The organism is Dietzia sp. 2505, from assembly GCF_040546785.1.
In the GTDB taxonomy this organism is placed as follows: domain Bacteria; phylum Actinomycetota; class Actinomycetes; order Mycobacteriales; family Mycobacteriaceae; genus Dietzia.
Window position 1 is genome coordinate 246,642 of record NZ_JBEPON010000005.1, and the last position, 23,811, is coordinate 270,452.

22 protein-coding genes are annotated in these 23,811 nt (G+C 70.5%); 11 read left to right on the top strand and 11 right to left on the bottom strand.

Annotated features, from left to right (window positions below; genetic code table 11):
* The first annotated feature begins 21 nt into the window (after positions 1-21).
* From ABIE38_RS11850 to ABIE38_RS11865, 4 genes are all read left to right on the top strand, one after another.
* Entirely contained in the window at positions 22-672 is a 651-nt protein-coding gene (locus ABIE38_RS11850; RefSeq protein WP_354056483.1) for an NADPH-dependent FMN reductase, read from the top strand.
* Positions 669-2,276 (top strand): MFS transporter, encoded by a 1,608-nt coding sequence (locus ABIE38_RS11855; RefSeq protein WP_354056485.1) that lies wholly within the window; start codon positions 669-671, stop codon positions 2,274-2,276. Before ABIE38_RS11850 ends, ABIE38_RS11855 begins: the two co-directional genes overlap by 4 nt.
* A gap of 419 nt (positions 2,277-2,695) precedes the next feature.
* A complete protein-coding gene (locus ABIE38_RS11860) occupies positions 2,696-2,836 on the top strand; it encodes a hypothetical protein (protein WP_179525730.1) in 141 nt (46 codons plus the stop codon).
* A gap of 141 nt (positions 2,837-2,977) precedes the next feature.
* Positions 2,978-5,041 (top strand): NAD(P)/FAD-dependent oxidoreductase, encoded by a 2,064-nt coding sequence (locus tag ABIE38_RS11865; RefSeq protein ID WP_354056554.1) that lies wholly within the window; start codon positions 2,978-2,980, stop codon positions 5,039-5,041.
* Between the two features lie 15 nt (positions 5,042-5,056).
* Here ABIE38_RS11865 and ABIE38_RS11870 read toward each other — a convergent pair whose 3' ends face one another.
* From ABIE38_RS11870 to ABIE38_RS11890, 5 genes are all read right to left on the bottom strand, one after another.
* Positions 5,057-6,067, bottom strand: coding sequence for an alpha/beta hydrolase (locus ABIE38_RS11870; RefSeq protein WP_354056488.1), 1,011 nt, complete (start codon positions 6,065-6,067; stop codon positions 5,057-5,059).
* Positions 6,064-6,933, bottom strand: a complete 870-nt coding sequence (locus ABIE38_RS11875) for an SDR family oxidoreductase (RefSeq protein WP_354056490.1) — start codon at positions 6,931-6,933, stop codon at positions 6,064-6,066. Before ABIE38_RS11875 ends, ABIE38_RS11870 begins: the two co-directional genes overlap by 4 nt.
* Positions 6,930-8,102: an MBL fold metallo-hydrolase gene (locus ABIE38_RS11880; protein WP_354056492.1), complete on the bottom strand. Its 1,173-nt coding sequence runs from the start codon at positions 8,100-8,102 to the stop codon at positions 6,930-6,932. The genes ABIE38_RS11875 and ABIE38_RS11880 overlap by 4 nt, the downstream gene beginning before the upstream one ends.
* A 97-nt stretch (positions 8,103-8,199) precedes the next feature.
* Positions 8,200-9,219: an AraC family transcriptional regulator gene (locus ABIE38_RS11885; RefSeq protein ID WP_354056494.1), complete on the bottom strand. Its 1,020-nt coding sequence runs from the start codon at positions 9,217-9,219 to the stop codon at positions 8,200-8,202.
* Entirely contained in the window at positions 9,207-10,613 is a 1,407-nt protein-coding gene (locus tag ABIE38_RS11890; protein ID WP_502914774.1) for a flavin monoamine oxidase family protein, read from the bottom strand. Before ABIE38_RS11890 ends, ABIE38_RS11885 begins: the two co-directional genes overlap by 13 nt.
* Before the next feature lie 81 nt (positions 10,614-10,694).
* Here ABIE38_RS11890 and ABIE38_RS11895 point away from each other — a divergent pair, with 81 nt between their 5' ends.
* Complete coding sequence (locus ABIE38_RS11895; RefSeq protein WP_354056496.1) at positions 10,695-11,231, top strand: hypothetical protein; 537 nt, start codon at positions 10,695-10,697, stop codon at positions 11,229-11,231.
* 93 nt (positions 11,232-11,324) lie between these two features.
* Here the strand turns inward: ABIE38_RS11895 and ABIE38_RS11900 are convergent, their stop codons facing one another.
* Positions 11,325-11,486: a DUF8730 family Cys-rich protein gene (locus tag ABIE38_RS11900; RefSeq protein WP_354056498.1), complete on the bottom strand. Its 162-nt coding sequence runs from the start codon at positions 11,484-11,486 to the stop codon at positions 11,325-11,327.
* Between the two features lie 207 nt (positions 11,487-11,693).
* Between ABIE38_RS11900 and ABIE38_RS11905 the strand changes: the two genes are divergently transcribed.
* The 5 genes from ABIE38_RS11905 to ABIE38_RS11925 all read left to right on the top strand — a co-directional run bounded on the left by ABIE38_RS11905 (position 11,694) and on the right by ABIE38_RS11925 (position 15,599).
* Positions 11,694-12,089: a GntR family transcriptional regulator gene (locus ABIE38_RS11905; protein WP_354056500.1), complete on the top strand. Its 396-nt coding sequence runs from the start codon at positions 11,694-11,696 to the stop codon at positions 12,087-12,089.
* 55 nt (positions 12,090-12,144) lie between these two features.
* Positions 12,145-12,807, top strand: coding sequence for an ABC transporter ATP-binding protein (locus tag ABIE38_RS11910; RefSeq protein WP_354056502.1), 663 nt, complete (start codon positions 12,145-12,147; stop codon positions 12,805-12,807).
* Positions 12,804-13,631 carry a hypothetical protein gene (locus ABIE38_RS11915; RefSeq protein ID WP_354056504.1) on the top strand — a complete coding sequence of 276 codons (828 nt, stop codon included), beginning with the start codon at positions 12,804-12,806 and terminating at the stop codon, positions 13,629-13,631. The genes ABIE38_RS11910 and ABIE38_RS11915 overlap by 4 nt, the downstream gene beginning before the upstream one ends.
* A gap of 146 nt (positions 13,632-13,777) precedes the next feature.
* Positions 13,778-14,599, top strand: a complete 822-nt coding sequence (locus ABIE38_RS11920) for an excalibur calcium-binding domain-containing protein (RefSeq protein ID WP_354056506.1) — start codon at positions 13,778-13,780, stop codon at positions 14,597-14,599.
* A gap of 88 nt (positions 14,600-14,687) precedes the next feature.
* Positions 14,688-15,599, top strand: coding sequence for a S1 family peptidase (locus tag ABIE38_RS11925; protein ID WP_354056508.1), 912 nt, complete (start codon positions 14,688-14,690; stop codon positions 15,597-15,599).
* Positions 15,600-15,610: 11 nt separating this feature from the next.
* Here ABIE38_RS11925 and ABIE38_RS11930 read toward each other — a convergent pair whose 3' ends face one another.
* Positions 15,611-16,087, bottom strand: coding sequence for a PadR family transcriptional regulator (locus ABIE38_RS11930; RefSeq protein WP_354056510.1), 477 nt, complete (start codon positions 16,085-16,087; stop codon positions 15,611-15,613).
* A gap of 482 nt (positions 16,088-16,569) precedes the next feature.
* On the opposite strand from ABIE38_RS11930, the gene ABIE38_RS11935 reads away from it, so the two are divergent.
* A complete protein-coding gene (locus tag ABIE38_RS11935) occupies positions 16,570-17,433 on the top strand; it encodes a Bax inhibitor-1/YccA family protein (protein ID WP_354056512.1) in 864 nt (287 codons plus the stop codon).
* A gap of 368 nt (positions 17,434-17,801) precedes the next feature.
* Here the strand turns inward: ABIE38_RS11935 and ABIE38_RS11940 are convergent, their stop codons facing one another.
* The 4 genes from ABIE38_RS11940 to ABIE38_RS11955 are packed head-to-tail and all read right to left on the bottom strand — an operon-like array spanning position 17,802 to position 23,790.
* A complete protein-coding gene (locus ABIE38_RS11940) occupies positions 17,802-19,022 on the bottom strand; it encodes an acetyl-CoA C-acetyltransferase (protein ID WP_354056513.1) in 1,221 nt (406 codons plus the stop codon).
* A 27-nt stretch (positions 19,023-19,049) separates the two neighbouring features.
* Positions 19,050-20,213, bottom strand: coding sequence for an SGNH/GDSL hydrolase family protein (locus tag ABIE38_RS11945; RefSeq protein WP_354056514.1), 1,164 nt, complete (start codon positions 20,211-20,213; stop codon positions 19,050-19,052).
* A complete protein-coding gene (locus tag ABIE38_RS11950; RefSeq protein ID WP_354056516.1) occupies positions 20,210-21,553 on the bottom strand; it encodes an McrC family protein in 1,344 nt (447 codons plus the stop codon). Before ABIE38_RS11950 ends, ABIE38_RS11945 begins: the two co-directional genes overlap by 4 nt.
* A complete protein-coding gene (locus ABIE38_RS11955; protein WP_354056518.1) occupies positions 21,550-23,790 on the bottom strand; it encodes an AAA family ATPase in 2,241 nt (746 codons plus the stop codon). The genes ABIE38_RS11950 and ABIE38_RS11955 overlap by 4 nt, the downstream gene beginning before the upstream one ends.
* Between the last annotated feature and the right edge of the window lie 21 nt (positions 23,791-23,811).

Sequence of the window (23,811 nt, forward strand, 5' to 3'; positions counted from 1 at the left end):
TTCGTAACGTAAGGAGCGGCAATGACGAACCACACACTTCCGACCCCCTCCTCTGCAACGGGGAACTCGACCACCCTGGAGAGCGGTCCGGAGCGGCCATCGCCCGTGCGGACCCTGATCATCACGGCGAGCACCCGCACCGGTCGTTTCGGTCCGGTCCCCGCGGCCTGGGCGGCAGAGCAGGCGCACCGAAGGGCGGATCTCGACGTCGAGACCGTCGACCTCGCGCAGGCGTCACTTCCGGCTGTTCTCGGTGAGGTGGATGCTCGCGGGAGGCCACCATCGGCCGTCACGGAGTTCGGTCGGCGCCTGGACAGGGCGGAGGCCGTGGTGATCGTGACCCCGGTCTACAACCGTGGCTATCCTGCCTCGCTGAAGAACGCGATCGACTCGTTCTACGACGAGTGGGCCCGAACGCCGGTCGGCTTCGTCTCCTACGGCGGTCGCACCGGCGGGATCGAGGCGGTCGAACAGTTGCGGCCCGTGTTCACCGAGTTGCGGACCATGACGATCCAGCCTGTCCTGAGCTTCCCCGACTACTGGGACAGCATCGACCCCGACGGCGACCTCGCGCCTCCGGACAGCACCGCTCTCGCGGCTGACCGATTCTTCGATGAGTTGGTGTGGTGGTCGCTGGCGATGCGCGTCGCGCGGGCCGAGGTTCCCGCATGAGCGGCCACGACACGACCCCGCCGACCGTCACCAGATCCGCCCACTCCGACGGGGCCACGCGAGCCTCCGTGCGGGCCTGGTTCGGGCTCGTTCTGCTCCTCCTGCCGATGCTCGCGCTGGCCACCGATCTGACGGTCCTGTTCTTCGCCCTTCCGACCCTCAGCGCCGATCTCCAGCCGACGTCGACGCAGGCACTGTGGATCGTGCACGCCTACGGATTCCTCATCGCGGGCTTTCTCATCTTCATGGGCAGGCTCGGCGACAGGGTGGGCCCACGACGGCTGCTTCTCAGTGGTGCCATCGCGTTCGCCGTTCTGTCGGCCGCCGCAGCCTTCTCCGGCAGCGCCGAGAGCCTCATCGTGGTGCGGATCGCGCTCGGCGTCGCCGGAGCCACGCTGATGCCGTCCCTCTTCTCGCTGTTGCGCGTGATGTTCGCCGATGATCATCAGCGCCGTCTGGCCATCGCCATCATGTTCAGCGCCTTCTCGGTCGGCGGCGCGGTCGGTCCTCTGCTCGGCGGGGCCCTGCTCGAGCACTTCTGGTGGGGGTCTGTGTTCCTCATCAACGTCCCACCGATGCTGATGCTGGTTGCTCTCGGGTGCTGGCTGCTGCCCGAACGCCGTGAGCTGATCTCCACACGGCTCGACATACTGAGCGTGGCACTGTCGGTTGCCGGCATGCTCGCAGTGGTTTTCGGGCTCCAAGAGCTCGCCGCCGGGTCGGAGACCGGAGGGTCGACGTGGTCTCATCTCGGAGTCGTGGCCGCGGGGGCGGCCGTCCTGTGGGCGTTCATCCTCCGCCAACGCCGACATCCCAACCCACTGTTCGACCTCGCGCTCCTGGCGGACCGGCGGATCGCCGTGTCTCTCACAGCCCTGCTGCTCGTCGCAATCGGTGTGGTCGGCACCTTCTTCCTGTTCACCCAACATCTCCAGTTGGTGGAAGGACTCTCCCCGCTCCACGCAGGCGTGTGGACGTTGCCCTACATCGCATTGAACATCGCCGGTGCGATGGCGGCCCCCGCACTTGCTGCCCGATGGCAACGTGCGAGCGTCATCACCAGCGGACTGGTCGTCGCGGCTACCGGGGCGGCAGCACTCGTCGTGGTGATCGGTGTCGGAGGGTCGCTGGGATGGCTGGTGGCCGCTGTCTCCCTCTCCTCCCTCGGTCAAGGCGTCGCCATGGCGCTGATCAGCGACCTCATCCTCTCGAGCGCGCCCGAGGAGCAGACGGGATCGGCGGCCGCAGCGCAGGAAGTCGGCGGCGAGCTCGGCACAGCGCTGGGCATCGCCGCAGGCGGCGCTATCGGACTCGCCGTCTACCGCGCCGCCCTGTCCGGCGTGCCTCCCGCGCCGGGCCCCGCCGCGGCGCTCGACGAGGCGGCCGGGAGCATTCACGGCGGGTTGCGCACCGCGGGCGACCACCCGACGCTCCTTGAGCCGGTTCACGACGCGATCAGCCTCGGGTTCCAGGTCTACGCGGGCGTGACGACGGTGCTCGTCGGGGCGGCCGCAACGCTGGTGGCCGCGATGCTCATCCGCCGGGATCTGGCTACGACGGACTCGTCGTCGTCGGGCGGCGGCCACCCCGGTCAGTACACCTAGTCCGGCCGCAGATCCTGTGCCCCGCAATCGAATCGAGTCGTCGTGATTCGAGGCGCAGCCGTCGGGGGCTGACTAGGATGCGTCGAGGGAATGGGTGTCAGGGAGATCGTCGAGACCACTGGTGCCGGTGAGTGGAGGTCGAACCCGCTCCGATCGGCCGGGTCGTAGGCCGGGTCGCTGTGTGTGGGGAGACTCTGGCCGACCGTGTCACCTGCTCCCTGGGTACGGGTGGGAGTGAGAACCTGCCGGTTCCTTGTGCCGCAGTGGATCGGCAAGTCGACGGTAGTGCCCCGATGTCGGGATCGGGGCCTCACGTTGTCCGGGTGTCGCGCGTCAGTCGGTGGTGTGCTCTTGCGCGTCACCGGTAGATTTGAATTCACAAGTTGGGCACCGCACCAGAATTCACAAGGAGCGACACTGTGTTTCCTTCTGGCTCGATCGAGAACCCGCTGCGCTATCTCTTCGGCCCCGGGCCGGGTGAGGCGTCCTGTCTGGCCCTGACGCCCGAGTGCATGGGCCTGCTGCCGTATCTCGCGGCCCGGTTCGGAATGGGCTCCTGACACGCTGCGTCACGAGCGCGTCGCTTTGCCCGGCAAAGACTAGAACCTGTTCTTGACACCCGTCAACCCCGGCGTATTCTCCTCAGGGTGGCAACCCTCACCTCCTTCCCTCGTCTAATGTCGTCCGGGCGTATCGGCCCCATGTCCACGGCCAACCGCATCGTGCTGCCGGCCATGGACATGAACGTCTCGGAGGACGGTGAGATCGAGCAGCGGGAGATCGACCACTACGTCGCCCGCGCCGCCGGCGGGGCCGGGCTGATCATCACCGGTGCGTGCGCGATCGCCTTCCCGCACGGCGCCGCGTCGATGAAGGAACCGGGGCTCTCGGACGACAGGTTCCTCCCCGGACTCACGGCCCTGGCGGACGCCGTCCACGCCGCGGGGTCGAAGTTGTGTGTGCAGTCCACGCATCACGGCAAGGTCGCGCGGGTGGACATCGCGAACGACCGGCCGGTGATCGCGCCCAGCGAGCCCGACTACGACTACGACTACTCCGCGCTGGCCGACAGCACCCCCGACGAGCTCGGCAGGATGGGCGCGGCCACCGGTGGCAGGAAGACGGTCTACCGGGAGATGGACGCGGACGACATCGACTGGCTCGTCTCCACCTGGGCCGATGCCGCCGACCGCGTCGCGAGGGCCGGTGCGGACGCGATCGAGATCCACGTGGCGCACGGTTACATCCTCGGGGTGTTCCTCAACCGCCGCGACAACCAGCGCACCGACGCCTACGGCGGGTCGCTCACCAACCGGGCGCGGCTGGCGTGCGAGGTCATCGCTGCGGTCAAGGAGCGGGTGGGGGACACGCTCGCGGTGCTGGTGCGGGTGTCCGGCGAGGAGTACGGCCAGGACGGCGGGCTGACGCTCGAGGAGGCGATCGAGGCGTCACGCATGTTCGAGCGCGCGGGCGCCGACGCCATCCACGTGACCGGCTGGGGCCGCAACCCCTTCGACAACTTCACCGACGGCCCCCTGCCGGACTCCGTCGGCGCGTACCTGGACAACGCGGCGGCCATCAAGCAGGCCGTGTCGGTGCCCGTGATCGCCGTGGGTCGCATGCTGCCGGAGGTCGCGGAGAAGGCGATCGACGACGGCAAAGTGGACTTCGCCGCCATGGGCCGGCAGTTGCTCGCCGATCCGGAGTTGCCCAACAAACTGGCCGCCGGCACGCCCGAGCTGGTGCGCCCCTGCATCAACTGCTACCTCTGCGTGGCCGAGAATTTCTTCGATGACACCCCCTTCTGTGCTGTCAACCCGGCGTTGGGCAACGAGACGCTCCTGCCGTTAACTCCAGCGCCGGCCCGCACCCACGTCGTGGTGGTGGGCGCGGGCCCGGCCGGACTGGAGGCCGCCCGGGCGTTGACCGAGCGGGGCCACCGCGTGACCGTGGTGGACAAGGCCGACCGACTCGGCGGCACCATGTGGTTCTCCAGCCTGACCACCCCGGACAACGAGCCCCTCATCCGCTGGTTCGCCGCCGAGATCGACCGCCTGGGCATCGAGGTCCGCCTGAACACCGAGGCCACGCCGGACTCCATCCGCGCCTTGGAGCCCGACTGGGTGGTGGTGGCCACCGGCGCCGTGCGGCCCGCGCCGCAGATCCCGGGTGGCGACCTGCCGCACGTGCACACCGGCGACTCGCTACGCGCGACCATGTTGGGCACGGCCACCGCAGACGAGGCCGGGTTCCTCCTCCGGGCGGTCGGGCGGCTGGGCAGGCTCTCGACCATCACCACACGCCCCGCGTGGATCCGGCGCCTGACCAGGATCGCGCTCCCGATGGGCAAGGACGTCGTGGTGATCGGCGGTTCGCTGGTCGGCCTGGAGCTGGCGCAGTTCCTGGCCGAGCGCGGCCGGCGCGTGACCCTGCTGCACGACGGGCAGCAGCTCGGGCTGCCTCTGGCCATGCCGCGCCGGTGGACCGCCGTCCGTCACGCGCGCGAGCACGGCGTGGCGATCCACCGCCGCGTCACGGTCACCCGCATCACCTCCTCCGACGTGCAGTGGACCGACCGCAAGGGCGTCGCCGCCTCGGCCCCGGCCGACATGGTGATCTACGCCGACGGCACCACCGCCTCCGCGCCCCTGGCCGACCAGCTGCGTCAGGCGGGCGTGGAGGTCGAGGTGATCGGTGACGCCGCCGAGGTGGGATACATCCACGGCGCCATCCACTCGGCGTGGGGCGTCGCGACGGTCGGGTGAGACGGCGAGCCGCGGCTACCCGCCGAGCACCCGCCGCAGGAACGCCACCGTGATCTCCCCGGCCCGCCGGCTCTCCGGGGTCAGGGCGTCGAGCACAGGGAAGGCGTGCACGGCCGTGTACCAGCGGTGTGTCTCGACGGTCCGGCCGGCGGCGTGGAGTCGCTCCGTCAGTGCGAGTGCGGCGGTCTCCACCAGCTCGCCCGCGGCCAGGGTGATCAGTGTCGGGGGGAACACGGCGGGGTCGCAGTCGACCATCGACCTACTGCCCGGCAGCTCATAGGGACGACTCGACCAGAACTGCTGCGCGCGCCGGAGGGTGCTGGCCGGCTGGTAGGCGTCCCGGGTGAACCACGAGCCGTCGCGCAGCTCGCCGTCGAGGTCGAACAGCGGCGAGTACCCGACCAGGGCGGCGGGTGGCCGGACTCCGTCGCGGGCCGCCAACTCGCAGAGCTTGGCCGCCAGGAAGCCCCCGGCGGAGTCTCCGGCCACCACGATCCGGTGCCCCGCCGGCAACCTGGCGGACAGCGCGCGATAAGCGCGGTAGACGTCGTCCACCACGGCGGCGATGTCGACCTCCGGCAGTTTCCGGTACCTGACCGAGTGCACGGGAGCGCCGAGGCCCGTCGCCAGACTGCCGCACAACCGGCTGTGGGTGCTGGGACCGCAGAAGACAAAGGCGCCTCCGTGGAGGTAGAGCACCGCCACGTCCGTCATCGCGCCCGGTCCGGCGGCCTCGGGGTTGATGGTCTGCGGGGCGATGGTCACCGCCGGAACGCCGCCCAGTGTCGTGTGGTCCACGTGCACTCCGGGCGGGTGCGGGAGCCGGGTGAACCCGCGCTCCACGGCGGCGAGTCCTCGGATCCCGGCGTCTGTCAGCGGCCAGACCCGGTAGACCTGCCGCAGCGTGGCGCGGGCGGCCCAGTACAGGGCGCGCGACTGCGGGCTGGGATCGCGGTGGGTGATGACGGCAGTGCTGGTAGTACAGGCAGTGCTGGTGGTGACGTCCCCGTTCACGCGTGCGGTCATCCTCGTGCGGACTCCCGGGTCGCGAGGAGCCGGCGTTGCGTCCGGCGCCCCTGAGCGGCCATGAGGGGCAGGCCCGCCACGGCCAGCCGCGGGAAGGTCGCACCCAGCCGGGCGAGCGCCCCGCGCCAGGACGGAACGGCCGTGACCAGGCGAGGGGAGTCCAGCACCCTGCCCACCGCGCGCACCACGTCACCGGGCTGGAGGAGGGAGCCGGAGAACGACAGGGCGGCCTGGGGGTCGGTCAGTTTGTCGTGGATCATCGGCGTCCAGATCCCATCCGGACAGATGCAGGAGATCGAGATGTCGTTCACTCCCGCGAGCCTGAGGTCGATGGCGGTGCTGGTGCTGAACCCCATCACCGCGTGCTTGGAGGCGGCGTACACGGCCTCACCCGGCACGGCGGAGATCCCGGCCAGCGAGGCGATGGTGATGATGTGCCCGCCGCCGCCACTGTTCCCGCCGCCACCGCTCCCGGCACCCCGGCCGCGCATCGCGTCGATCGCGGCGACGGTCCCGTTGATAGCGCCGAGGGCGTTGACCTCCATGAGCAGTCGCCGCTGGTCCTCGGTCTGCTCCCACGCCGGGCCGGTGAGCAGGACTCCGGCGTTGTTGACCCACACCTCGAGGCGCCCGCCCTGGGCGAGCAGCGCATCCCGGGCCGCCTCGACCTGCGAGTGGTCCCGGACGTCGACGGCCGCCCAGGTGGCGTGCCCGCCGATCTCGGCGGCGGCCGCGGCGGCGGTGTCGGCGTCGATGTCCGTGACCATCACGTGGTATCCGCGGTCGGCGAGCAGCTGGGCGATGTCCCTGCCCAGGCCGCGTCCGGCCCCGGTCACGAGGGCACAGCGCGACCTCGTCGTCGTCACTTCTCGCTTCTCAGTCCGGACCGGATCTGACCGTAGGAGATGCCGCCGTGGCAGTAGGTGGGCACGACGGGCCAGAAACGCTTCCACGGGACCAGCTCGGTGGAGGGGAGGATCTGCAACCAGCGCGGATCGCCGGGACACGGGTCCGCCATGGTCTTCTCCTTGATCATGGAGTCGTACTGGTCCAGCGAGTCCTCGAGGGTGTTGGCGTTGGGACAGATCTCCCGACCGAACTGCTCGTGGTACCGCCGCACGCCCGGGATCCGGGAGAGCTCCGGCTGCCAGTTGTCCAGGGAGATGCCGTTCTCCGAGGACACCCAGACGCCGTCCGGTGTGTTGATGACCAGCGAGTGGTTGCCGTCGGTGTGGCCGGGGGTCCACATCAGGGCGATACCCGGGCCGAGCTCGATGTCCCCGTCGAATACCGCGAACTTGGACCGGTCGACCCCGCCGAGCCCGTCCTCCACGTACCAGGCCCACTGCATGGGGTGCAGGTCCTCGAGGGTGGCCAGCTCGCGCCGGTGGACCAGCAGCCTGGCGTCGGCGAACAGCGGCGCGCGGGGTGCGGTGTCGCCGGGGATCACCTCGGTCGAACCGAGGATCATGCGGGGGTCCTGCACATGGAGGTGGTCGAACGTGCAGAAATCCACGTCCTGCGGCGTGAGCCCGACCTTGGCGAGCGCCTGGTCCGGCTCGTTGAAGTACTTGAGGAGCAGCTTGACGGCCACGCCGCCGCCGGGGACCTTGTCGATGAGCTTCTGCAGGTTGTCGTAGAAGGGCGCCTCGGCGGACCCGGCGGGGACGGTCGGCTCGAACACCAGGGTGCGGGGGCGGCCGTTCCAGTCGTCGTACTGCACCACGATCATCCGGTTGATCATGGTGATCAGGGGCAGGCTGGGGACCGAGACCGCGTTGTTGAAGGCGTACTTGACCGGGTACGGCGCCGCGGCCACGTCCACCGACTGCACGGCCCGCACCTGCCCCTGCTGCACGAAGCGCGTCTTGTACTCGGCGGCCGCCGCGCGCACGGCCCGGAGGCGCTCGCCGCGAGGCCACAGGTCGTGGACGCCGTCGAATTCGGGGATCGACCGCGCGCCGATCTGCTCGAGCATCTGCTCGGACGACTGTTCCTGCAGCTTCTGGTCATTCAGCTGGTGTTCGCGCAGCATCATCGCTCCTGTACTACTACGGGCGCCGTGGTTCTCCGGGTGCCGTGGTTCTGGTGGCTACGTTCAGGATCCGGTGCCCGCGGGAGGAAAACTTGTCTCAGCGCGACAGTCTTGCCCGGCGCCGGAGGCCTCCGGGGGAGAGGCCGAACCACCGACGCACGGCGTGGCTGAGCGTGGACTGTTCGGAGAAGCCGACCAGGTCGGCGATCTGGGTGAAGGACAGGTCGGTGGTCGTGATGAACCGGTGCGACCGGTCTCGTCGCAGGTCGTCGACGACCTGACCGTAGGTGGTGTCCTCGACGACGAGGTGGCGTTGCAGGGTCCGGGGGTGGATCGACAGCGAGGCCGCCACCTCGGCGAGGGACGGGACCGGCCCGGGCAGGCTCTCGGCCACCGCCCGGCGGACCCGTCCGGACATCGACCGGGTGGGGTCGGAGTACGACCCCGCCAGGTGCTCGAGGGCGGCCAGGCGGATCTCCTCGTCCGCGGTGTCGAACGAGGCGTCCAGGATCCGGCGTTCGACGCACAGCGCGGCCACGGGCCGGTCGAACTTGATGTCGGCGCCGAAGAAGTCGAGGTAGCGGGCCACGGGCGACAGTGGACCGTGGGGCAGCTCGACGGACCGGAGGCCCGGACTGCGCCCGAGTAGCTGCACGGCCATCCGGTGGAACAAGCCCAGACCCAGCTCGATGGCCTGCGGGGAGTACGGCGATTCGGAGAGCTGCTTGCGGTAGGTCAGCGCGATCACACCGCGACGGCCCCACGGGTCGTCGTCGACGCCGATCGTCAGCGCGGGGCTGTGGACGAACAGGAACCGCGCCGCGCACTCGAGCGCCTCGGTGGCGGTGGAGCTGGAGCGGACCGCCCGGGCCACCGGACCGAGGATGGAGACGTCCTGTCGGTCGGCCAGCCGCAGCCCGAAATCGGGGCATCCCACTTCCGCGGCGGCCGCGTCGAGCATCTGGTCGTGCGCGGTGATCGACACCAACCCGTCATCGTCCGCGAGCACCTCGCGCGCGATGTCGTACCGCTCGAGCAGCCGATCGGGGTCTCCGCCGAGCTCGCTGACCAGCGGGCCGAACCCGCGGAGGCTGGCGGCGCGGATCAGCGGCTGCACACGATCTCCCCGGCCACCCTCCGACCCGACTCGACCGCCCCGTCCATGTACCCGGCCCAGCGGGTGGCGGTCTCGGTGCCGGCCCAGTGGATCGGGCCGACGGCGCGGCGGAGGTGGGGGCCGAAGCGGGTCAGGGTCCCGGGCGCGGCGAACGCACCGTAGCAGCCGCGGCTGTACTCCTCCTCGGCCCAGTCGCGCTCGATGTAGTCGACGGCACCGCGGGCCCGGTGGCCGAAGTAGCCGGCGAGGTCCTCCAGCACCTGCGCGCGACGCTCGGCGGCGGTCATCCGCGAACCCCGGTCCGCGTGGCGGCCCTCGAGGAATCCGACGAGTACACCGGGCCCGGCGCCGTCCGACGTGCCGGCGTGGGGAGTGTTGTCGAAGACGGTGCCCAGCGGTCGGGTGTCGCTGTTCGCCTGACCGCTCCAGCCGTCGGCACGCCAGAACGGCTCGGGGTAGACGACGTTGATCTTGATCACCCGGCCCATGGGCATCCGCTGGACCACCTGGTCGCGGTCGCCGGGCAGGCCGGGTGAGTAGCGGATCCTCGACGCCAGCGGCGGTGGTACCGCGATCACCACATGCCGCGCGCTCACCGCCCGGTCGCCGGCGCGGACACGGACTCCCGCGGCGTCCCACTCGACCGCGGTGACCGGGCTGTCCAGCCGCACGCGATCGCCGAGCTCCCGCGCCATCTCGATCGCGATCGTCTGCGCCCCTCCCACCACGCGGTCCTGCTGCGCGCCTCCGGCGGTGTCGATCAGCGCGTCCAGTCCGCCGGCGGCACCGATGTAGAACCCCGCCCACAGCGCGGACAGGTCCTCGGGTCCGGTCGAGAACACGGCCTCGGTGAGGAGACGGAAGAACCCGCGGCCCCGCGAGGTGCGTGCGGTGCGCCTGAGCCAGGTGTCGAACGTCTGCGAGTCCAGGCGATCGGCGCCGGGCGCGCGCCACGGGTCCGCGAGCGGGATGCGGGCGGCCATACGGTCGAGACGCCACTGTGTCTGCGCGATGTCGGCCAGGGTGACGGGATCGAACCGGGGGATCCGGCCGGAGTAGTCCGACCTGGCCCCGCCCAGCTCGGCGATGTGGCGACCCGCGACGTGGGTGGGGAAGGTCTGCAGTCCCAGCTCGTTGATCAGCGCGAGAATCCGGAGTTGGGTGGGGCCGACCCACTGCCCCCCGACCTCGATCGGAGCCCCGCCGGGCAGAGTCGCGTTGAGGAGCCGGCCCCCGACGCGGTCGCGGGCCTCGAGCACCTGCACCTCGTGGCCCGTGCGGGTCAACTCGCGTGCGGCGACCAATCCGGCGATGCCGGCGCCGACGATCACCACGTCCACCGATGAGTCCACCCGTCGCCTCCCCACAGCCGCCCGTATCGCAGGCGTGTTCACAGTATTCCGCGCCCCCGGCGGCTCGGGGCAGGACGGTGAACTCGGTGCCCCGGGCTCCCGGGGTCTGTCACGCTTGTCGCCATGGACACCGACGGTCGTTCCCTGCCGCGCACCTCATGGCTCTCCCGGGGCGCGCCGCTGGACAGGGACGACGCGGCGAGCCGGATCAGCGCCTACATCTACGGCAACATCCTGGTGTTGGCGGCGCTCGTCCCGCTCGTGCAGACCGAGAAGTACGTCGGCATCGCGATCGTGGTGGGCACCGCGGTGTCGACCTTCATCGCGCACGCCTTCGCCGAGGCGGTCGGCCACACGGTACGCGAGGGCGAGGCCATGACCCGGGCCGAGAAGATCGCCGAGTTGCGGAACTCGGTGCCGATCCTGAGCTCGGCGGTGCTGCCGTCCCTCATCCTCGCGGTCGGCTGGGTCGGTGTGCTCGAGCTCCGCACCGCACTGCTGCTGGCGGAGCTCACCGTTCTGGTGCGGATCGGCGGCATCGTCTTTGTGATCGGCCGGCTCAACGGCGAGCGGCCCAGCCGGAGTTGGCTCATCAGTGCTGCGGCACTCACGGCTGTCGCGGCGACCATCGTCGGGGTCAAGGTCGTTCTGACGCACTGATCTGGGCGCGCGGGTCCGGGCGCACGGCTCAGGGCCACGGCTCCGGGCGCCTCGACCGACGGTTCCCGGCTCGCTCCTCGACTCCTCGTCCGGCTACCTGCCGAACATCTTCGCGAGGAACCCCTCCTTGGGCGCGGTGGGGTGTCCGGGGCAACGCTGGGCCTTGGGCACGCCGGACATCACCTGGTCCACGTGCATGCCGCACCCGGCCCACGTCGTTTTTCCACAGGTCTTGCAGGTGGCGGGTCGGCACATGGTCGTACTCCTCTGGTTTCTCCGATGGGCGAGGGGTCCGCGGGCGGTGTGTGGGGCCGTCCACGCCTCGTATCCGAGAATACATACCCCACGGGGTATATACAACGCCGTCACCGATCACCGCTCCGCCGCGCCCCGCATTGACATCTCCGCGCCGTGGTGTCACTGTATTAAGCACCTAATACAGCAACACAAACGGGGGCGGCGATGCAGTTCGACAACTCATCCCCGATCTGGGTGCAGCTCGTCGAGGAGTTCTCGCGGCGCATCGTGACGGGGGAGTGGCCGACGGGCGCGAGGATGCCCGGGGTCCGGGAGTTGGCGGCCGATCTGGGCGTCAACCCCAACACCGCGCAGCGCGCCCTGGCCGAGCTGGAACGGCTCGAGCTGTGCCGGTCCGAGCGGGCCAGCGGGAGGTTCGTCACCTCCGACGACTCCCGGATCGACGAGGTCCGCGCCGACCTCGCCGCGGGGGCGGCCGACGAGTTCATCCGGCGGGTCCGCGGCCTGCGAATGACCCACGACAAGGCGCGAGCACTACTCGACAAGAGATGGGACGACCATGACCACACCACTGCCCATGCACACGACGGAGGCACCTGACGTGAGTGCGACCGCCAGCCCGGCCACTACACTCGTCGAGGCCACGGGTCTGAGCATGAGTTACGCATCCACCACTGCACTGGACGCCCTCGACCTCCAGCTCGCCCCTGGGCAGATCGTGGGCCTGCTCGGCGAGAACGGTTGCGGCAAGACCACGCTCCTCAAGATCCTCGCCGGCGTGCTCTCGGGATACTCCGGCACCGTGCGGATCGACGGCCACGCCCCGGGCCCCGAGTCCAAGGCGATCGTCTCCTTCCTGCCCGACACCAGCTTCCTGCCTGACTCCGCCCGCGTGAGTTACTGCCTGCGGCTGTACGCCGACTTCTTCGCCGACTTCCAGACCGAGAAAGCCCGCGACCTCATCGGGTTCTTCGGCCTGAGCGAGTCCGCGCGCCTCAAGGAGATGTCTAAGGGCATGCGCGAGAAGGTGCAGATCGCCCTGGCCATGTCCCGCGACGCGCGGGTGTTCCTGCTGGACGAACCCATCTCCGGGGTCGACCCGGCCGCGCGTCAGCTCATCCTCGACGGCATCGTCCGCAACCTGTCCGCGGAGTCCCTGCTGCTCATCTCCACGCACCTGGTGCACGACCTCGAGCCCATCCTCGACGCCGCGGTGATGATGCGCCACGGCCGGGTCCTGCTGCAGGGCGACGCCGACGACCTGCGCGGCCAGCACGCCGCCAGCCTCGACCAGATCTTCAAGGAGACCTACCGATGACGACGACACTGCTCACGCACGAGTGGCTGCGCACGCGCGGGGCGCTCGGAACGACTCTCGGAGTGACCGCTCTCGTCGGCGTCCTGGGCGGACTGCTCGGGGCCACCGGGTGGCCACTGCTGTCCCAGCTCGGCCTGGCGCTGGGCATGCTGGCCGCGGTCGTGGCCGTCCCGGCCGTCCAGTTGACCCTGGCCGCCGACTACTGGCGCACTGGTTACGGACGGACCGGGTACTTCACCCACGCCATCCCGGTCCGCGGATCGGTCATCTTCTGGGCCAAGCTGGTGTGGGCGATGGTCGCGTCCCTGGCCGCGCTCGTCCTCACCGCCGCGCTCGCACTGCTCGCGTGGTGGGCGGCGGCCCGCCAGTCGGGGCTCACCTCGCCGTCGTCCTCCGTCCTGTCCGACGCGTGGACCACGGTGACCACTGCCGCACCGGCCTGGATGATCGCGGCCGGAGTGCTCGTCGCACTCGCGTCGTTCCTGATCTGGCCCGTCTACTACTACTTCTCGGTCTCGGTCGGGCACGAGCGACGGCTGGCCGCGCTGGGCGCCGGGGGGCCGGTCGTGGTGTTCGTCCTGGTCTACGTGGCCACTCAGCTGCTCTCGCTGCTGGCGATGATCGCTCTCCCGTTCGGCATCTCGATGGGAACCGGGGGCTCGCTGGAGTTCGTGCGCTTCGACATCATCGGCGAGTTGGGCGCCGGCGCGGCCGCCGGCGATGACGTCATGCCCGTGGGTTTCCTTGCCGCGTCGGCGGTGTTGGTGGTGCTGTGTCTGTGGCGCACGGCGCGCTCGTGGAACCACAGGGTGGCCCTGGTCTGAGGCATACGCCGGCGGATTATGAGAAAACCTTTGGCGAGGGGCTGGGCCGCAGTACTGTTCACATCACTCGACGGCCGGGTGTGGCACCGGACCCGGCCGTCACCGTCCCGCTAGGGACCCCTCGCCTCCCGGAAAGACCGCCGCCCATGCCGATCGTCCTGCCGTCCACGTCGCATCCGACCCTGACCGAACCGACCTACCTCACGCCCCCGGTATGGAAACCGGTGCTGGCCTGGGCGGGTGTGGGGGTGGGTGCGCTGGTCGTGCTGGGTGGGGCGGCCTCCCTGGCGGACGGTGTCGCAGCGGTCGCGGCGATGGCCGTGTTCGGGCTGGCACTCATCCTGCCCGGTGGATGGTGGTTGTACTGCGAGCACCGCGACAGGGCGCACGCGGATGAGGACCACCGGCTGGATTCGCAGGCGGCGCTGGCCCAGCAGGCGATGGCCGGGTACGTCGCTGCAGACGCGCTGGCTCCACTTACCTGGCACACTCCGCTGACGCCCGTCTCGCGCCGGTGGCCGGTGGTGGGGTCGGCGGCGTTCGCGATGATCGCCGGATCCATGATCGTGATGCCCGCCGCGGAGGTCTCACCCGCCCCTGCGGCGACTCCGGTCCCGGCCACCAGCTCAGTGACCACCACGGCGCCGGTCCGGGCCGCCGCGACCTCCACCCGAGCTCCGAGCAGTGCGCCCGTCCCGACCTCGTCACCCGTCCCGACCTCGTCGCCCGAGCCGGTCGCGCCTCCGCCGCCTCCGCCGCCGCCGCCGCCTCCGCCGCCGCCGCCCGAGCCCGTCGCCCCGCCGCCGCCCGCGCCGGTCTACGCACCCCCTCCGGAACCGGCCCCGCAGGCGGCCTACTACGCCAATTGCGACGCCGTGCGCGCGGCGGGCGCGGCCCCGCTGATGCGGGGTGAGCCGGGGTACGCACCGAAACTGGACCGGGACAACGACGGTGTCGCCTGTGAGTAGCGACTGGTACTGGTGAGTCATCCGCGGGCGGAGTAAAGTCCAGGGCATCTCCATATGAGGATCTGTTCATCTGGCTAAGGACGCCGCCATGGGCCCTCGATCGACGTCGGCATTGCCACTCGTCGCGGTGGTTCTCGCCACCTCGGCGGCATGTGTCCAGGGCGGTGGCGAGAACCCCCCGGCTCAGCAGAACGTCCCAGGGGTCATCGAATCCACCTCTCCCGACGCCGAGCCGTCGTCGATGAACCCGCAGCGACTGGACGACTCCGTCGTGTTCCTCATGACCACGGCGTCCGGCTATGTCCTGGACCCGGGAGGCGGTGAGGGCGACGACGTCCGGTCCACCGAGGTGACGGCGGTCCGGACCTGCACCGGATGGATGGCGGGCGAGGACGGCGAGATCATCACCGCCGGGCACTGCGTCGGCCGGGACGAGGGCCGTGGGGCCGTGATCGAGGCCTATCTCGACGATCACGACGTCGCCGACGAGGCCGATCTGGACGCCGAGGTCGACATCCGGGTGATGGCCGGCCAACCGGACGTCGACGGCGCCACCATCACCGAGTGGGTGACGGTCCGGATCGCCGACGTGATGCCCGCCGAGCGGGGCGATCTGGCGTTGTTGCGGATCGACGGGCCCGCCACCGGTCCGCGGCCGCCCGTGTTGCCGATCGCCGGTGACGACCCGCGACCCGGCGACAGGATCACCGCGATCGGGTTCCCCGGCGCCGGGGGAGACGTCGTGGAGGAGAAGGCCATCCAGCCACCGTCATTCAAGTCCGGCACCGTCTCCACCCGACGGGCGTCACCGAGAGGGGTGGAGGGGTACGAGATCGACGCCGACCTCAGCCCCGGCATGGCCGGCGGGCCCACGGTCGACGAGCGGGGCCGGGTGGTCGGGGTGAACTCCTACGCCATCCGCGGGGGCTACCAGGCGTACAACGTCATCACGGGGACCTCCGACCTGAGGCGGTTCCTGGCCGACAACCGGGTCGGGTGACCGGCTGCCGGTCAGTCGCCGGCGTCCGCCAGTAGACCGTAGAGGCGCTTGCGCAGGGCGACGAGCTCGGCGGTCGCCGCGGCGCCGGTGGCGGGGTCGCCCGTCTGGACGATGGCCCGCACCGCCATGGCGGCCTCGCCGAACGCCTTCCACAGGTCGGCGTCGCCGCCGAGTCGCGAGGCGGCCTCCTCGGTGGCGTCGTCCCATGGTGCGGGGCGATCCGCGAGCAGCTCGACCTCGGCGCGACCGGCGTCGGTGAGCTGATAGTGCTTGGGTCCGGCGTCCTCGGCGGGCCCGATGAGGCCCTCGTCCTCCAGCAGCGACAGTGCCGGATAGACCGCGCCGGAGCTGGGGCGCCAGGTGCCGCCACTGCGCTCGGCGAGCTCGCGGATGATCCCGTAACCGTTCAGCGGCCCCTCCGCCAGCAGCAGGAGCGCGCCGTGTCGGACGTCTCCTCGTCGTCGTCGCCTCGGGTGTCCACGCCGCATCCCACGTCCCTCGTCGAACGGGCCGAATGGCCCGCCGGGGCCGAAGGGCCCGCCCGGACCGAACGGTCCGCCGGGACCGAAGGGTCCTGCGCCGCCGGCGTGCTCGTGGCGTCGGCCCCTGTGGTGTCCTCGCTGAGGGCCGGGGCGGCCGCCACGCCGGGGGTGCCCGCCCCGGCTCCGTGCTCCCGGGGGACCGAAGTCGCCCGGTTCGTGTGTGTCGTCGATGTGCATCGCCGACTCCTTTCCGTCCTGGACGCCCGGTCGGCGCCCGTCTGTCGAAGAGTATCCGCGACATCTTCAAGAATGTCAACGACATATCTTTAATGGCCTGGTGTCAGGGACGTCCGACCAGTCGGGCAGGATGTGGGTCGACGCGGGGAACACACAGGTGGGCCCGCGCGTTGACCAGTACGAGTGATTCGTCGGTGACCCGGCGGGGACTCTCGATCAACGACCTTCCCCGACAATCCGAAGGGACCTCGATGCGCACGAGCAGCAATCCGGTCTTCAGTTCCCTGTCCCAGGACAGCGCGCGTGGCGCCACCCACCTCGGTGGTGCCGGACGCGCGGGCTTCCAGCAGGGTCAGTACGGCCAGCAGGGTTTCGGTGCCCAGCCCGGGTACGACGCCCCCCAGGCCCATCCGCAGTTCGACGCGGACACGCGGCCCATGACGATCGACGACGTCGTCACCAAGACCGCCACGACTCTGGGTCTGCTCAGCATCGTGGGCGTGATCGCGTTCTACATGATCAGCATCAACCCCGGACTGCTGTTCCCGCTGTTGCTCATCGGCGGTATCGGCGGTCTCGTCGTGGTGCTCGTCGCCACGTTCGGCCGCAAGATGGATTCGGCCCCCGTGACCCTGACCTACGGCGCCCTCGAAGGGCTCTTCGTCGGTGCGGCCACCTACTTGTTCACCGCCGACATCCAGGGCGGTGGCGTGCTGGGTGCCGTCGGCGCGGCGATCCTCGGCACCATCGGTGTGTTCGTGGGCATGCTGTTCGTCTACAAGACCGGCGCCGTGCGCGTGACCCCCAAGTTCACGCGATTCCTCACCGCCGCCATCGTGGGCGTGCTGTTCGCGGCGCTCGGCAGCATCCTGCTGAGCTTCTTCACCGGTGGCTCCAACCCGCTGTACAACGGCGGCCCCATCGCGATCGGCTTCTGCCTCCTGTGCATCGGCCTGGCCGCGTTCAGCTTCCTGCTCGACTTCGACAACGCCGACCGCCTCGTGCGCGCCGGCGCCCCCAACAAGATGGCCTGGGGCGTCGCGCTCGGCCTGACCGTCACCCTGGTCTGGCTGTACATCGAGATCCTGCGCCTGATGAGCTACTTCCGCGACTGATCAGCGCGAGCGGTAGCGCTGCCGGCAACTCCGGCTCCGGCGAACCTTCGGCCCCGGCCCCCTGTGAAGGGAGCCGGGGCCGCCGGCATTTCGGGGTGCGGTCCCTAGACAATCCCGTGCGGCAGAGGCGAACAGAGAGAACGCCCGAGTCGCAGAGAACGCACACGTCGCAGAGAATGCCCAAGACCGAAGGGCGCGCGGGGGGACGGAAGGGCCGGGCCTGCGCTGCGGGTCGACGCCCTTGCCCGCAAACGCGGAGAGCGTTCCGCACACCCGCCTCTCGGCAGATGTGTGCGGAACGCTCTTGTCGACGCCGGGTTGACGCCGGGTCGGACGCAGGGTGCGACGACCGGGGACGCCTCAGGCGATCAGCTCAGGCGCTCGAGCACCATCGCCATGCCCTGGCCGCCACCGACACACATGGTCTCGACGCCGAACTGCTTGTCCGCGGCCTGCAGGTTGTTGATGAGCGACGCGGTGATGCGGGCGCCGGTCATGCCGAACGGGTGGCCCAGCGCGATGGCGCCACCGTTGATGTTCAGCTTGTCCTCCTCGATCCCGAGCTCGCGGGCGGAGCCGAGGACCTGGACGGCGAACGCCTCGTTGATCTCGAACAGGTCGATGTCGGAGACCGACTTGCCGGCGATCTTCAGGGCGTTCTTGACGGCCTGGATCGGGCCGAGGCCCATGATCTCGGGGGACAGGCCCGAGACGCCGGTGGACACCACGCGCGCGAGCGGGGTGAGGCCGAGCTCCTTGGCCTTGACATCGCTCATGATGACGAGCGCGGCGGCGCCGTCGTTGAGCGGGCAGCAGTTGCCGGCGGCGATGGTGCCGTCGGGACGGAAGACCGGCTTGAGCTGCGAGATCTTCTCGTAGGTGGTGCCGGGCCGCGGGCCGTCGTCGGTGGAGACGACGGTGCCGTCGGGCATGGTGACCGGGGTGATCTCGTTGGCGAAGTGGCCGTTCTCGACGGCGGCGACCGCGCGGTTCTGCGAGCGCACGCCCCAGTGGTCCTGCTCCTCGCGCGTGATGCCGGTCATCTGCGCGACGTTCTCGGCGGTCTGGCCCATCGGGATGTAGACGTCCGGCAGCAGGCCGTTCTCGCGGGGGTCGGTCCACGTCTCGGCGCCACCCTCGGCGCGCGTTCCGGTGCGGGCCTCGGCGTCGGCGAAGATCGGGTTGTGGGTGTCCGGCCAGTGGTCGGAGGTGCCCTTGGCGAAGTTGGTCACGGTCTCGACACCGGCGGAGATGAACACGTCTCCCTCGCCGGCCTTGATCGCGTGCAGCGCCATACGCGTGGTCTGCAGGGAGGAGGAGCAGTAGCGGTTGACCGTGGTACCGGGGACGGTGTCCAGGCCGGCGAGTACGGAGACGACACGGCCCATGTTGAAGCCCTGCTCGCCGCCCGGCAGGCCGCAGCCCAGCATGAGGTCGTCGATGTGGGTGGGGTCGAGCGACGGGACCTTGTCCAGCGCGGCTTTGACCATCTGTGCGGCGAGGTCATCCGAGCGGATGCCCACGAGGGATCCCTTGTTGGCGCGCCCGATGGGGGATCGGGCGTACGAGACGATCACGGCTTCCGGCATGGAAGGCTCCTTCGTTGCAGGTGAATGCTATGTGTGGTCGATCGGGAGATCCGAGTCCGACGGGTCCCGCGTGGAGCGGGTCACGCGCAGGATCCGGCTCCGGCGGCGGAGGGTGTCCGCTGCCTCGCGGGCATCGCCCGTGCTCTCGGGATCGCCGTCCACGTCCTCATTATGCAGGTACGTGTTCTCGTCGGCGTCGTCCGCGTCCTCGTGGGTGCGGACGAAGTCGGTGAGGCGTTTGGTCAGCCGGGCGACGACCGAGTCGCGGGCCTCGTCGGAGGCGTCCTCGATCGCGTCCTCGGCCGCTTCGAGTGATGCCTCGGCCTCTTCGGCGTCGGCGGGAGGCCGGGTCTCCGGGATCTCGTCCCACACACCGAGCGCCACGCACACGGCCGGCAGGAGCAGCCCGGCCATGAGTTCGTAGCCGTCCGAGTTGGGGTGGAAGCGGTCGGGGGAGAACAGGCTGTCGGCGCGGGCGTGGAACTCCGGTGCCAGTGCTTCGGCGAGGAACACCGGTGTTCCACCGGCCTTGTGCACCTGCACGGTCTGCGCGGCCGCCAGTCTGCGACTGAGCGTGGCCATGACGGTCCGGAGCGGCTGGGGTACGGGCTTGATCGTGCCGAGATCGGGGCAGGTCCCCACCACGACGCTCGATCCGATCTCGCGCAGGGCACTGACCGCCTCGCCCACGCGTCGGGCGGAGGGGCCGATCGAGTTGCGTGCGGTGATGTCGTTGCCGCCGATGAGGATGACGGAGATGTCCGGCTCCCCGCCGGTCACGCGGACGGCGTCGATCTGCCCGGCCAGTCCCTTGGAGGTCGCGCCGACGATCGCCTTGCTGCTCAGCCGCACGTCCCACCCGGACTCCTCGGCCAGTCCGCGGGCGAGCAGCACCCCGGGCACCTGGCCGGCGTCGGCCGCGCCGAGACCGGCTGCCAGAGAATCGCCGAAGATCATCAGGTGGGCGTCGCACGTCATCCCGGGCCGCCACGGCTCGGCGGTCTCGGCGCCGGGCCGGTAGAGGCCGTCGCCGTCGAAGGGCCACGAGGTGGGCTTGGGGATCACGCGGCGGGCGATCCTGGCCTGCTGCGCGAGCAACTCGTAAGCGCCCCGGTAGGCGCCGACGGTGCCCACCGCGACGAGTGCGAGGTTGACGACGATCTTGCGGGCCGGATCATCTGACTGACTCATCTGGCGTGGCGTCTCCCTCCGGTGCGGTGGCGTGCGGGGCTCGGCACCGCGAGCTCGCGGGCCTGCTGTGACAACTCGACGATAGTCCTGCGGCTCTCCAGGGGCCCCATCGAGAGATCCACCGGGTACTCGACGATCGAGATGTCGGTGTGCACGATCCGCCGCGGCTGCGGGGTGTCGTCGCGTCGCTGGGCCGGATACACCAGGTACGCGCGGTCCACGCCGAGTGCCGTGCAGGCCGCCAGCAGGCGGTAGTGCTCGGCGGCGCGGGCCCGGCGGTCCGTGGGATAGGTCGGGACGAAGGTGGTGACCGGCTCGCCGTCGACCTCGTAGACGAGGCCGGTGGGTACGGAGATGTGGTCGCCGTCGGTGGCGGGCGCGCTGTGGCGACCAGGCCTGCCACCGGCGGTCTTGCTCGAACCGGCGTCCCCGGCCTCTCCCTGCTCGATGCCCGTGTCCAGGTGGACGACGGGGTTCTGCAGCACCCGTCCGCCACAACCGTCGAGGGCGGCGGTGAGCTCGGCCTCCACGAAGCGCTCGAACAGCGCCGGCATCTCGGTGACGAACGCCGCCGACGCCGCGTGGCCGTCCTCCACCTCCACCGAGATGCGGCGCACGATCCGGTCGGCCAGGGCGAGCGCGTTCTGGAACCGGGCGTTGAGCCGGGTGCGTGTCCAGGCGGGGACCGGGGCGCCCTGGCCGATCAACGTGGCGTCCGCCAACCGGGCGTCCACCATCGCCAGCCGGCGCCGGGTGGCGTCCGGCAGGTCGGGGAGGAACTGCAGGCGGTGCGCGGCGGTGCGCAGGATGCGGTTCTCGGCGATGTCCGGGGTGAACTCGGAGTAGGTGACCTCGAGGGGGATGGTCATGCCCGGGTGACGGCGGATCTGGTCGCCCAGCCGGATCCGGCCACGCACGGTGGTCAGCGCCTCGTCGACCCTGCGGTACCCGCGCAGCAGCCCGGAGGACAGGGCCTGGTGCGCCAACGCGGCCATGGACTCGGCCACGGAGACCCACAGCTCGTCGTCGTCCCTCGCCGCGACGGCCGAGGGGAGGAACGCGTTGTCGGCCGCGTGGTCGAGGAGGAAGAACAACTGCGTCAGACCCAGGTTGGCCGCGGGCAGGACCCGCACGGACAGTCCCTCGACGCGGACCGAGCCGACGCTGCCGCACGGGATCAGCCGCCAGGTGTCGCGGCCGGCGGGCAACACCTCGACCAGCCCGGTCTGGGAGAGGTGCTGCGCGCCCTCCCAGCTCAGGGTGACGAGCCGGCCGCGGCGGTCGAACTCGTCGAACTCGATGGTCTCCGACGCCGCGGAGCCCGCCGAGGCGGAGATCACGCCCGGCCGATCTTCCGACGCAGTGTCGCGAGCCCGAAACGTTCGTGGACCTCGGCGCGGGACAGGCGTCCGTAGTAGTGCTCCTCGAGCAGCGGGAGGAGGTCGTACCGCCAGATCGCCTCGAGCCCGCCGGGTTCGGTGGCCCGGTCCTTCATGAAGTACGACGGCCCGATCCGCAGGTCGCGGTCCGAGTCGTCGATCTCCGAGTTGAGCGCCTCCAGCAGGTCCGCGGGCTCGGTGGTCACGCCGCGGGCCTCGAGGTGACGCCGCAGCACGCCCGCCACCGGCGGGGTGTCCGGGTGGAGTTCCATGAACGCGAACCGACGCCGGATGGCCGCGTCGACCATGGCGATCGACCGGTCGGCGGTGTTCATGGTGCCGATGATGAACAGGTTGCGCGGCAACCGGAACGAGGTGTCGGGGCTGTACTGGGGCAGGACCGTGCGGTCGCGGTACTCCAGCAGGAAGTACATCTCGCCGAAGACGCGGGCCAGGTCGGCGCGGTTCATCTCGTCGATGATGAGGAAGCTCGGGTGCTCGCGCCCGGAGTCCGACGTGGCGCGTGCGGCCTGCCGGCGCAGCGGCCCGGCCTGCAGGGCGAAGCCGGGCTGACCGGACTCGGTGAGCGTGGGCCGGTAGCCCTCGAAGAAGTCCTCGTAGGCGTAGCTGGGGTGGAACTGCACCAACTGGACCCGGCTGGGGTCGTCGGCGCCGGCGAGGAAGCGCGCGAGCTCCTGCGCGAGGTAGGTCTTGCCGGTGCCGGGCGGGCCGTAGAACACGATCTGCTGCCGCTCCTGCAGGGTGTCCACGATCTCCTGCAGTTCCTTGCGCGGCATGTGAAGGCTGTCGGCGAGCTCGTCGTTGATGTCGGGCAGGGTGGGCACCGTCCCGGCGCCCGGGGCCTCGGCCACCTGCGACTCGGCGGAGTGGCGGCCGGGGTGCATGGCGGCGAGCAGGGCGTCGAGGCCGTCGGTGAGGTCCACGACGGTGCCGGGCTCCCCGATCAACTCGGAGAGCGGGCTGGGGAGCGTGTCCAGGTCGAGCGTGACCGAGTGCCATCGCACCGAGCGCTCGAGTTGCTGGCCGCCGTCCTCGACGTAGCCCAGGTCGTCGGTGAGGGTGCCCAGGTGCAGCTTGGCGTCGGCGACCGTGGCCACGACGTCCTGGGGGCTCATCCGGGACAGGAAGGTGTGCAACTCCGCGGTGAGCTGGAACCGCGCCTGGTAGTCCAGGTGCGGGTACCCCTGCTCGACGGCCTGGGACACCTCGAGCCGGCTGGCGTGTGCCGGGATGCGCGGCAGGTGCGAGGCGGGCAGCGCGATCCGGTTCTGCGCGACCCACTGACCGGCCTGACCGACGCCACCGCGCCCGGGTCGGACCAGCCACGCCCTGCGGGAGTGGTCGTCGCGGTGGCGCTGCCACTGGTTGGCGATCGCGCCCCGATACCAGTCGACGGGCTGGCCGAGCTGGGCGGAGAGCGTCTCGGCGATGCGGTGCAGGTCCTGGTCGATGTCCAGCTCGTCGATCCCGGACGGCCCGCCGATGAGGTCGGCGAAGGCGTCGCGGATCCGGGTCTTGTGCTCGTGCTTGACGATCGGCTGGAAGTATCCGGGCCAGGCCAGGTACTGCAGGCTGTAGCGGATGGCCCGCCAGTCGCCGGGCGTGGAGCGGGCGGCCCGCTGGAACTCCCAGGGGTCCGTGAGCGCCGCGTCCCGTTCGGCGGACTCCAGCTCGGCCCAGTGGATGACGAACGTGCACAGCCACCGCAGGTGCTCGCGCATCTGGACATTGAAGCCGAGGCCGCCGGTGAGCGGACCCTTCTCGCCGAGCGCGTCGTCGAGGACCTCGGGGATCTCCGGGGCGTCGTCCATCCAGGACAGGACGTCCCTGATCCGTCCCCGCTTGAGGCGGGCGGTGACCGTGGACAGGGGCAGCTGCTGGATGTAGAGCAACTCGGCGGCCAGGAGCACCACCGGCCGCGGGGCGCCCTCCAACTGGTCGTGGAGCGCCTGCATCACGGGGGAGCGGGTGGAGTCCGCGGAGTGCTCGCCGGTGTGCTCCTCGGCGTCACCGTCCAGACGCCGGATGAGCTCCTCCGCGACCTCGGGGGTCCAGGTGTAGAGCTCGGAGTCGAACGGTGACTGCCCGGTACGCAGCGCCGGTCCCAGGACCTGCTCGGCCGCCGATTCGATCTTCGGTGCCGGGCCGAATGGCCTGTCATGGGAACCGTCTGTCACGTGGGACTCCTGGAAACGCCG

Excerpts from the sequence above, each read along its gene's own strand:
- ABIE38_RS11870 (WP_354056488.1), bottom strand. The coding sequence starts at position 6,067 with ATGACCGCACGCGTGAACGGGGACGTCACCACCAGCACTGCCTGTACT.
- ABIE38_RS11930 (WP_354056510.1), bottom strand. The coding sequence starts at position 16,087 with ATGCGGCGTGGACACCCGAGGCGACGACGACGAGGAGACGTCCGACAC.
- ABIE38_RS11925 (WP_354056508.1), top strand. The coding sequence starts at position 14,688 with ATGGGCCCTCGATCGACGTCGGCATTGCCACTCGTCGCGGTGGTTCTC.
- ABIE38_RS11850 (WP_354056483.1), top strand. The coding sequence starts at position 22 with ATGACGAACCACACACTTCCGACCCCCTCCTCTGCAACGGGGAACTCG.
- ABIE38_RS11905 (WP_354056500.1), top strand. The coding sequence starts at position 11,694 with ATGCAGTTCGACAACTCATCCCCGATCTGGGTGCAGCTCGTCGAGGAG.
- ABIE38_RS11855 (WP_354056485.1), top strand. The coding sequence starts at position 669 with ATGAGCGGCCACGACACGACCCCGCCGACCGTCACCAGATCCGCCCAC.
- ABIE38_RS11910 (WP_354056502.1), top strand. The coding sequence starts at position 12,145 with ATGAGTTACGCATCCACCACTGCACTGGACGCCCTCGACCTCCAGCTC.
- ABIE38_RS11940 (WP_354056513.1), bottom strand. The coding sequence starts at position 19,022 with ATGCCGGAAGCCGTGATCGTCTCGTACGCCCGATCCCCCATCGGGCGC.
- ABIE38_RS11915 (WP_354056504.1), top strand. The coding sequence starts at position 12,804 with ATGACGACGACACTGCTCACGCACGAGTGGCTGCGCACGCGCGGGGCG.
- ABIE38_RS11945 (WP_354056514.1), bottom strand. The coding sequence starts at position 20,213 with ATGAGTCAGTCAGATGATCCGGCCCGCAAGATCGTCGTCAACCTCGCA.
- ABIE38_RS11880 (WP_354056492.1), bottom strand. The coding sequence starts at position 8,102 with ATGCTGCGCGAACACCAGCTGAATGACCAGAAGCTGCAGGAACAGTCG.
- ABIE38_RS11920 (WP_354056506.1), top strand. The coding sequence starts at position 13,778 with ATGCCGATCGTCCTGCCGTCCACGTCGCATCCGACCCTGACCGAACCG.
- ABIE38_RS11895 (WP_354056496.1), top strand. The coding sequence starts at position 10,695 with ATGGACACCGACGGTCGTTCCCTGCCGCGCACCTCATGGCTCTCCCGG.
- ABIE38_RS11935 (WP_354056512.1), top strand. The coding sequence starts at position 16,570 with ATGCGCACGAGCAGCAATCCGGTCTTCAGTTCCCTGTCCCAGGACAGC.
- ABIE38_RS11865 (WP_354056554.1), top strand. The coding sequence starts at position 2,978 with ATGTCCACGGCCAACCGCATCGTGCTGCCGGCCATGGACATGAACGTC.
- ABIE38_RS11900 (WP_354056498.1), bottom strand. The coding sequence starts at position 11,486 with ATGTGCCGACCCGCCACCTGCAAGACCTGTGGAAAAACGACGTGGGCC.